The sequence below is a fragment of the Streptomyces durocortorensis genome (genome assembly GCF_016901035.1).
In the GTDB taxonomy this organism is placed as follows: domain Bacteria; phylum Actinomycetota; class Actinomycetes; order Streptomycetales; family Streptomycetaceae; genus Streptomyces; species Streptomyces durocortorensis.
The window spans coordinates 1-7,924 of sequence record NZ_JAFEUF010000279.1 but is presented as its reverse complement, the minus strand read 5'-3'; the positions used below and the strand labels follow the sequence as shown (position 1 = coordinate 7,924).

General features: G+C 71.7%; 8 protein-coding genes and 1 pseudogene. 5 read left to right on the top strand and 4 right to left on the bottom strand.

Features of this window, described 5'->3' with window-relative positions; genetic code table 11:
• Positions 1-91: 91 nt before the first annotated feature.
• Together JS521_RS31230 and JS521_RS31225 are read right to left on the bottom strand one after the other, a co-directional pair.
• Positions 92-1,114: pseudogene (locus tag JS521_RS31230) on the bottom strand (PP2C family protein-serine/threonine phosphatase); the annotation flags it as partial.
• An 18-nt stretch (positions 1,115-1,132) separates the two neighbouring features.
• Entirely contained in the window at positions 1,133-1,663 is a 531-nt protein-coding gene (locus JS521_RS31225; protein ID WP_200718845.1) for a MarR family winged helix-turn-helix transcriptional regulator, read from the bottom strand.
• Positions 1,664-1,819: 156 nt separating this feature from the next.
• Between JS521_RS31225 and ilvA the strand changes: the two genes are divergently transcribed.
• The 3 genes from ilvA (at position 1,820) to JS521_RS31210 (ending at position 5,018) form a co-directional block, all read left to right on the top strand.
• Positions 1,820-3,052 (top strand): threonine ammonia-lyase, encoded by a 1,233-nt coding sequence (ilvA, locus tag JS521_RS31220; protein ID WP_205086287.1) that lies wholly within the window; start codon positions 1,820-1,822, stop codon positions 3,050-3,052.
• Between the two features lie 131 nt (positions 3,053-3,183).
• A complete protein-coding gene (locus tag JS521_RS31215; protein ID WP_205086286.1) occupies positions 3,184-4,158 on the top strand; it encodes an ATP-binding cassette domain-containing protein in 975 nt (324 codons plus the stop codon).
• On the top strand, positions 4,155-5,018 hold the full coding sequence (locus JS521_RS31210; protein ID WP_205086285.1) for an ABC transporter permease: 864 nt from the start codon (positions 4,155-4,157) through the stop codon (positions 5,016-5,018). The genes JS521_RS31215 and JS521_RS31210 overlap by 4 nt, the downstream gene beginning before the upstream one ends.
• 237 nt (positions 5,019-5,255) lie before the next feature.
• On the opposite strand, the gene greA is transcribed toward JS521_RS31210, so the two are convergent.
• Together greA and JS521_RS31200 are read right to left on the bottom strand one after the other, a co-directional pair.
• A complete protein-coding gene (gene greA, locus JS521_RS31205; protein ID WP_205086284.1) occupies positions 5,256-5,753 on the bottom strand; it encodes a transcription elongation factor GreA in 498 nt (165 codons plus the stop codon).
• 212 nt (positions 5,754-5,965) lie between these two features.
• Entirely contained in the window at positions 5,966-6,382 is a 417-nt protein-coding gene (locus tag JS521_RS31200) for a DUF4307 domain-containing protein (protein ID WP_029182089.1), read from the bottom strand.
• A gap of 181 nt (positions 6,383-6,563) precedes the next feature.
• On the opposite strand from JS521_RS31200, the gene mca reads away from it, so the two are divergent.
• On the top strand, positions 6,564-7,445 hold the full coding sequence (mca, locus tag JS521_RS31195; RefSeq protein WP_205086283.1) for a mycothiol conjugate amidase Mca: 882 nt from the start codon (positions 6,564-6,566) through the stop codon (positions 7,443-7,445).
• Between the two features lies 1 nt (position 7,446).
• Positions 7,447-7,701, top strand: coding sequence for a hypothetical protein (locus JS521_RS31190; RefSeq protein ID WP_205086282.1), 255 nt, complete (start codon positions 7,447-7,449; stop codon positions 7,699-7,701).
• Positions 7,702-7,924 lie beyond the last annotated feature (223 nt).

Sequence of the window (7,924 nt, the reverse complement as noted above, 5' to 3'; positions counted from 1 at the left end):
CTCCCGGATGTTCGCCTCCGGCCTGCGGGGGCGGGCCCCCCCGCGGGGGGGGGGCGCCCGGGCCGGGGCCGGCGCCCCCCCGCGGGGGGGGGGGGGCGGGGGGGTGCGGCGGGGGGGGGGGGGGGTGGGGAAGCCGCAGGCCCAGCAGCGGACCGTGCTCGGACAGATAGGCCGAGCCGCCGTCGGGGGCGAGGAGCAACGGAGGTATGTGGCCGGCGTTGGCTATGTGGATCCGGCTGCCGCCCGGCTCGACCAGGACGAGGCAGAGCGTCACGGTGAGGCCCGGCCGGGTATGGGCGAGGAGGGCGTCCAGGCGCTCCAGAACATGGTGGGGCGGGTGGCCCTCCAGGGCGTAGGCGCGCAGTGCGTGCCGGATCTCGCCCATCACCGTCGCCGCGACGAGCGAGTGTCCGGCCACGTCGCCGATGGCCAGGAGCAACCCGGCCGGGGTCTGGAGCGCCTCGTAGAAGTCGCCGCCGATCTCGGCGTGGTCGGAGGCCGGGCGGTAGCGCACGGCAAGGCTCGTGCCGGGAGTGTCCGGGAGCCGGTCCGGCAGGAAGGTGCGCTGGAGGGCCAGCGCCAGGGAGTGTTCCTCGTTGAAGGTGCGCAGGGCCTCCAACGCCAGGGCGCTGGCGTTCACCAGCTGCTGCAGCAGTTCGCGCTCGTCGGTGGTGCGGGCCGCGGCGGCCGGAACGGCGACGCAGACGGGCGGCCGGTTGCGTTTGGTACGGGCCACGACCAGGAACACGTCGCCCTCGATCGGGTCGAGCGGCAGGAGCGCTTTCCACCGGCCCCCGGGAATCGTCGCTACCTCGATGCCCGTACCGCCGCCCAGGGTCGGCGAGGCCAGCCGGTCGAGCAGCTCGGCCGGCGCGGGCAGGGAGACCGGTGGAGCACCCGGCCCGCTCGCATGGCTGTGCACCGTCAGGCCCTGGGGGCTGAGGAAGACGGAGGTGGCCGGACCGGATATGAGTGAGGCCGCACCGCCGGTCGCCGCCACGCTGAAGGAGTGGAAACCGACGGCCCGGTACACGTCCAGCGTGGCCCGGTTCAAGGCGGCCAGCCGCAGTGTCAGGTACTCCGCGCGGCGCCGGGCCCGGGCGTAGCGCAAGGGGCGGGAAGGGGAGGCGGCTCAGTCGGTCTGCGGCGGCTGGTACGCCGCCTGCCGGGCGGCCAGCGAACCGTTGAAACGGGTGAGCAGGGCGCAGAACGTGTCCCGCTCCTCCTGCGTCCACCCGTCCGTCACCTGCGACATCAGCTCGCGCCGTGAAGCGCGGACCTCCTCCAGGCGGGCCTGACCGCGCGGGGAGAGCTGGAGCACCACGGCCCGGCCGTCCTCCGGGTGCGAGGTGCGCTTGACCAGACCGGTGTCCACCAGCGGCGCGACCTGCCGCGTCACCGTCGAGGAGTCGATCCCCATCCCGGCCGCCAGTGCCTTGACGCCCATCGGCCCTTCCTTGTCCAGCCGGTTCAGCAGCAGGTACGCCGCCCGGTCCATCGAGTTGCGGACCTGGCCGACACCGCCGAGGCGGGTCTGCTCGGCACGGCGGGCGAAGACCGCCACCTGGTGCTGGAGCGAGTCCAGCAGGCGGTCGGGGCCCGGGTGTTCGGGGGCGGCGCCCCCGGAAGGAGACGCAGCAGTCGTCATGTCCTGAGGGGGCATGGCCGGGGACTCTCTTCGTGCGGTGTCGGATGAGTGGGGGACAGAGTACGCGGCCCCGGGGCAACGTGTACCAGTGCCGCACAAACCTGCGGACACCACCGCAGGCCGCCATGGACAAGTCTGCCGCGCCCGGTCCGAGCTGCAAGACTTGCGGGCATGAACTTCCGCGCGACCGCCCACCATCCGGCCCTGATCCTCGACGACGTCCGGGGAGCGCGGAAAATGCTGGACGGGGTGGCCCGGATGACCGCCCTGGAGGGCAGCCGCCATCTGACCGAGCTGGTCGGCGCCCCGGTCCACCTCAAGTGCGAGAACCTCCAGCGCACCGGATCCTTCAAACTGCGCGGCGCCTACGTCCGGATCTCCGGCCTCACCCCGGTGGAGCGGGCGGCCGGGGTGGTCGCCGCCAGCGCCGGGAACCACGCCCAGGGCGTCGCGCTCGCCTCATCCCTCCTCGGCGTGCGCTCGACGGTCTTCATGCCCGTCGGGGCGCCCCTGCCCAAGGTCGCCGCGACCCGGGAGTACGGGGCCGAGGTGCGGCTGCACGGCCAGGTCGTCGACGAGACCCTCGCCGCCGCCCAGCGGTACGCGGAGGAGACCGGTGCGGTCTTCATCCACCCGTTCGACCACCCCGACATCATCGCGGGCCAGGGCACCGTCGGCCTGGAGATCCTGGAGCAGTGCCCGGAGGTCCGCACGATCGTCCTCGGCATCGGCGGCGGCGGGTTCGCCGCGGGCGTCGCCGTCGCGGTGAAGGCGCTGCGCCCCGACGTCCGGATCGTCGGCGTCCAGGCCGAGGGCGCCGCCTGCTACCCGCCCTCGCTCGCCGCCGGGTACCCCGTGTCGCTGGACTCCCCGGTCAGCACGATGGCCGACGGCATCAAGGTGGGCCGCCCCGGCGACGTACCGTTCGCCCTGGTCGAGGAGCTGGTCGACGAGGTCCGCACGGTCACCGAGGACGAGCTGTCCAGCGCCCTGCTGCTCTGCCTGGAGCGGGCCAAGCTGGTCGTCGAGCCCGCCGGGGCCAGCCCGGTGGCCGCGCTGCTCAGCGACCCGAAGGCATTCCGCGGGCCGGTCGTCGCCGTGCTGTCCGGCGGCAACGTCGACCCGCTCCTGATGCAGCGCATCCTGCGGCACGGGATGTCCGCGGCCGGCCGCTACCTCAGCCTGCGGCTGCGGCTCACCGACCGCCCGGGGGCGCTCGCCGCCCTGCTGGCCACGCTGACCGTGGCCGACGCCAACGTCCTCGACATCAGCCATGTGCGCACCGACCCGCGCCTCGGACTGACCGAGGCGGAGGTCGACCTGTATCTGGAGACGAAGGGCCCGCAGCACTGCGCGGACGTCGAGGAGACGCTGCGCGCGGCGGGCTACCGGGTGATCGGCTGACCGTCCGCTTCGCGCCGATTGGCCGGATCTCGTTATTCGGCGCGCGGTGGGGCCCCGCGAATCCTAGGATCGCTACGGAACGACGTCACGACGTACCGAGCACGTACCGCGAGCGACGGGGGAGTCCCTCTATGCCAGGTGCCATCCATGCCGAAGGTCTGGTGAAGACCTTCGGTGACGTACGAGCCCTGGACGGAGTCGACCTCGATGTGCCCGAGGGCACCGTCCTCGGGCTGCTCGGGCCCAACGGCGCGGGCAAGACCACCGCCGTACGGGTGCTGACCACGCTGCTGCGCCCGGACAGCGGAACGGCGACCGTGGCCGGGATCGACGTGCTGAGGAAGCCCAACGAGGTACGCCGCTCGATCGGGCTCTCCGGACAGTTCGCCGCGGTCGACGAGTATCTGACCGGCCGCGAGAACCTCCAGATGGTCGGGCAGCTCTACCAGATGAGCGCCCGCGACGCGAAGGCCCGGGCCGGCGTCCTGCTGGACCGGTTCAACCTCGCCGACGCCGCCGACCGCACCGCCAAGACGTACTCCGGCGGGATGCGCCGCCGCCTCGACCTCGCGGCCGCGCTGGTCGTCTCGCCGCCCGTGATGTTCATGGACGAGCCGACGACCGGGCTCGACCCGCGCAACCGGCAGCAGCTGTGGGACGTCATCGAGGACCTGGTGGCCGGCGGTACGACGCTGCTGCTGACCACGCAGTACCTGGAGGAGGCCGACCGCCTCGCCAACGACATCTGCGTCATCGACCACGGGAAGGTCATCGCCCGCGGCACCTCCGACGAGCTGAAGGCCCGCACCGGCGGCGAGCGCGTCGAGGTCGTCGTGCACCGCCCCGACGAGATCGAGCGCGCCCGGTCCGTGCTGACCTCCCTCGGCAAGGGCGAGGTCACCGTCGTCCGGCTCTCCCGCAAGCTGACCGCCCCGGTCAGCGGCGGGGCCAAGCTGCTGGCCGAGATCATCCGCGACCTGGACGCCCAGGGTGTGGAGATCGACGACATCGCCCTGCGCAGGCCCACCCTCGACGACGTCTTCCTCTCCCTCACCGGCCACGCGGCCGAAGCGGACGCCAACGAGGAGAAGGAGGAGACCCGGTGAGCACCACCACCAAGGACGCCCCCGTCCTGGCCCCACGGCCCTCCGGCGGTGTGGTCCAGTCGGTCAAGGACTCGCTCGTCGTCGCCAAGCGGAATCTGATCCGCATGGCGAGGATCCCCGAGATGGTGATCTTCGGCCTGATCCAGCCGATCATGTTCGTGGTGCTGTTCACCTACGTCTTCGGCGGCTCCATCAGCATCGGCGGCTCCACCGACCCGCAGCTGTACAAGGAATTCCTGATGGCGGGCATCTTCGCCCAGACCGTCACCTTCGCCACCGCGGGCGCCGGCGCCGGCATCGCCGACGACATGCACAAGGGGCTCATCGACCGCTTCCGGTCGCTGCCCATGGCCCGGGGCGCGGTCCTCACCGGACGGACGCTCGCCGACCTCGTCCAGACCACGCTCACGCTCGTCGTCCTCGCGGGCGTCGCGCTGCTCGTCGGCTGGCGGACCCACGAGAACCTCGGCAAGGTGATCGGCGGCTTCCTGCTGCTGCTCCTGCTCGGCTACGCGTTCTCCTGGATCGGCGCGCTGATCGGCCTGTCCGTCCGCACCCCGGAGGCGGCCACCTCCGGCGGGCTGATCTGGCTCTTCCCGCTGACGTTCATCTCGAACGCCTTCGTGCCGGTCAACAACATGCCGACGTTCCTCCAGCACATCGCCGAGTGGAACCCGTTCAGCGCCACGGTGGCGGGCGCCCGTGAGCTCTTCGGCAACACGATGCCGGGCGTACCGAAGTCGGTCACCGGCGCGTGGCCGATGGAGCACCCGGTCCTCGCGTCGGTCCTCTGGTCGATCCTGATCATCGTGGTCTTCCGGACGCTCGCGGTCCGCAAGTACCGCTCGGCGACCGCCTGAGGCGCTCCTCACGACCTGGACACACGACGACGCGGGGGCCCCCCGCCCCCCCCCGCCGGGGGGGGGGGGCCCCCCCGGGGCGGCAGACGGCGGGGGGGGGGGGCGCCGGGCGCGGCCCCGCCCCGCCGCCCCGCCCCCCCCGCCCGCCCCCCCCCCCGGGGGGGGCGCCCCCCCCCCACAGCCGGGGGCGCGCGGGCCCCCCGCGTCGTCGTCGAATGCGTCGTGGCGGGCCGGACGTCAGCCGGTGTAGGGCTTCGCCGCCAGGATCTTCACCGAGGCGGTCTTCCCGTTCGGCAGCTCGTAGTCCGCGTCCTCGCCGGTCCGCTTGCCGTTCACACCGAGGCCGAGCGGGGACTGCGGGGAGTACGTCTCGATCTCCGTGCTGGCGTACTCACGGGAGGCGAGCAGGAAGGTCAGCGTGTCGTCCTCGTCGCCGTCGAAGGCGATCGTGACGACCATGCCGGGCTCGACCACGCCGTCGTCGGCCGGCGCCTCGCCGACCTTCGCGTGCTCCAGGAGCTGGGTCAGCTGGCGCACCCGCAGCTCCATCTTGCCCTGCTCCTCCTTGGCCGCGTGGTACCCGCCGTTCTCCCGGAGGTCACCCTCCTCACGGGCCGCCGCGATCTTGACGGCGATCTCCGTGCGCGCGGGACCAGACAGGTGCTCCAGCTCGGCCTTGAGCTGGTTGTACGCCTCCTGCGTGAGCCAGGTGACGTTTTCGCTGGTCTGGGTCACAGGTGCTCCTCGTCGGTACTGGGAAGTGCTGGGAATGCTGGGAAGTGTCGGGAATACAAAGCATCGCCCTACCCAGAAGCATGTGCCTCTGCGGGTGGGCGAAACCACGAGCCTAACAATTCCGCAGGAAAAGGGGGAGAAGGTAAACCGCCACACGCCCGGACCGGCCGCCGCGCCTCGTATCGCCGCAGGTCAGGGCCGGTGCGCCCGGATCAGCCGCGCGGGCCGTCGTCGGCGGTGCAGCCCATCGGCTCGACCGCGGTCGCCCTCGACCGGGTCACCACGGTCACGACCTCGTCGATCCGGTCCTCGGCCCGGTCGAACCGGACCTCCTTGCGGCCCACCTCGGAACCGTCCTCGCTGAGCGCCCGCACCACGCAGTAGCCGTGGCCCTCGCGGTCCTTGCGGACCTCCAGATGGACGTCGGCCCGGGTGTCGGAGACGACCTTGAACTTGATCATCTCGCCGCTGATGCCCTGGTTGCCCACGTAGTCGTAACCGATCCACCCGATCACGCCGAGCAGGGCGACGCCCAGGACCGATCCGACGATCTTCAGCTTGCGGTCCGCACGCTGATCCTCGGTCCGGCCGTACCGCCCCTCGGGCGCAGCCTCGCGAACCGTCGTCATGATCGTTCCCTCCGGACCGGGCATCGAGGAATTTTCCGGCCCCTCGTTCAGTCACTATAGAAGCCGCCCGCCCGTCACCCGACCGCGCCCCACACCGGTGTCACGCGGGCCGGTGCCTCCCCGGCGGGGAGCCGGAGCGACCCATGATCGACCAGAGCGACCAATGACTGAGGATCGAGCTTTGACTGAGCAGCTGCGGCTGATGGCCGTTCACGCCCACCCCGACGACGAGTCGAGCAAGGGCGCGGCCACCATGGCCAAGTACGTGTCCGAGGGGGTGGACGTGCTGGTCGTGACCTGCACGGGAGGCGAGCGCGGCTCCATCCTCAACCCGAAGCTCCAGGGTGACGCGTACATCGAGAAGAACATCCACGAGGTCCGCAAGAAGGAGATGGACGAGGCCCGGGAGATCCTGGGCGTCCAGCAGGAGTGGCTCGGCTTCGTCGACTCGGGGCTGCCCGAGGGCGACCCGCTGCCGCCGCTGCCCGAGGGCTGCTTCGCCCTGGAGGAGCCCGAGCTCGCCGCGGGGCGCCTGGTGGCGAAGATCCGCGCGTTCCGGCCGCAGGTCATCACCACGTACGACGAGAACGGCGGCTACCCGCACCCCGACCACATCATGACGCACACGATCTCCATGATCGCGTTCGACGGTGCGGCCGACGCGGAGCGCTTTCCCGAGGACGAGTTCGGCCCGGTCTGGACGCCGCGGAAGCTCTACTACAACCAGGGCTTCAACCGGCCGCGCACCGTCGCCCTGCACGAGGCGCTCCTCGCCCGCGGGCTGGAGTCCCCGTACGGCGAGTGGCTGCAGCGCTGGAAGGAGTTCGAGCGGGTGGAGCGCACCCTGACCACGCACATCCCCTGCGACGACTTCTTCGAGATCCGCGACAAGGCGCTCATCGCGCACGCCACGCAGATCGACCCCGAGGGCGGCTGGTTCCGCGTCCCGATGGACATCCAGCGCGAGGTCTGGCCGACCGAGGAGTACGAGCTGGCGAAGTCTCTGGTCGATACCTCCCTCCCCGAGAGCGACCTCTTCGCGGGCATCCGCGACAATGCCTGATATGTACGCGACCCAGGCACTGACGCACCTCGTCCCGTTCGCCGCTGAAGAGCTCGACAAGAACAAGGTCACCCCCGGCGTTCTCGGCTTCCTCGTCTTCGCAGCGCTCGCCGTCGGCGTGTGGGCCCTGATGAAGTCGATGAACCGCCACATGGGCCGGGTGAACTTCGAAGAGGCCCCCGACCCGGACGCGGTGGCGGCCGAGCCCGCCGAGCAGGCCGGGGGCAAGGGCAAGGCGGCCTCGCCCGGCAAGTAGCGCGCCGGGTCTCGCGCGTACGGAGCCGACTTCGCGCGTACGGAGCCGATCTCGCGCGTACGGATACGGGAAGGGGGGGCCGCCCGCGGGCCCGCCCCCACCCACCCCGGAGCCCCCCCACAAAGAACAGGACGGCGACCAGACCAGCCACCGGGGCCCTAAACCGCACAAACCCCGCGAAACCAAGAAGCCGAAACACGCGCCCCCCCCAACACAGAACCAA

What these genes read in the sequence shown, in the direction of transcription:
- JS521_RS31225 (WP_200718845.1), bottom strand. Translation starts at nt 1,663, where the DNA reads ATGCCCCCTCAGGACATGACGACTGCTGCGTCTCCTTCCGGGGGCGCC.
- ilvA (WP_205086287.1), top strand. Translation starts at nt 1,820, where the DNA reads ATGAACTTCCGCGCGACCGCCCACCATCCGGCCCTGATCCTCGACGAC.
- JS521_RS31215 (WP_205086286.1), top strand. Translation starts at nt 3,184, where the DNA reads ATGCCAGGTGCCATCCATGCCGAAGGTCTGGTGAAGACCTTCGGTGAC.
- JS521_RS31200 (WP_029182089.1), bottom strand. Translation starts at nt 6,382, where the DNA reads ATGACGACGGTTCGCGAGGCTGCGCCCGAGGGGCGGTACGGCCGGACC.
- JS521_RS31190 (WP_205086282.1), top strand. Translation starts at nt 7,447, where the DNA reads ATGTACGCGACCCAGGCACTGACGCACCTCGTCCCGTTCGCCGCTGAA.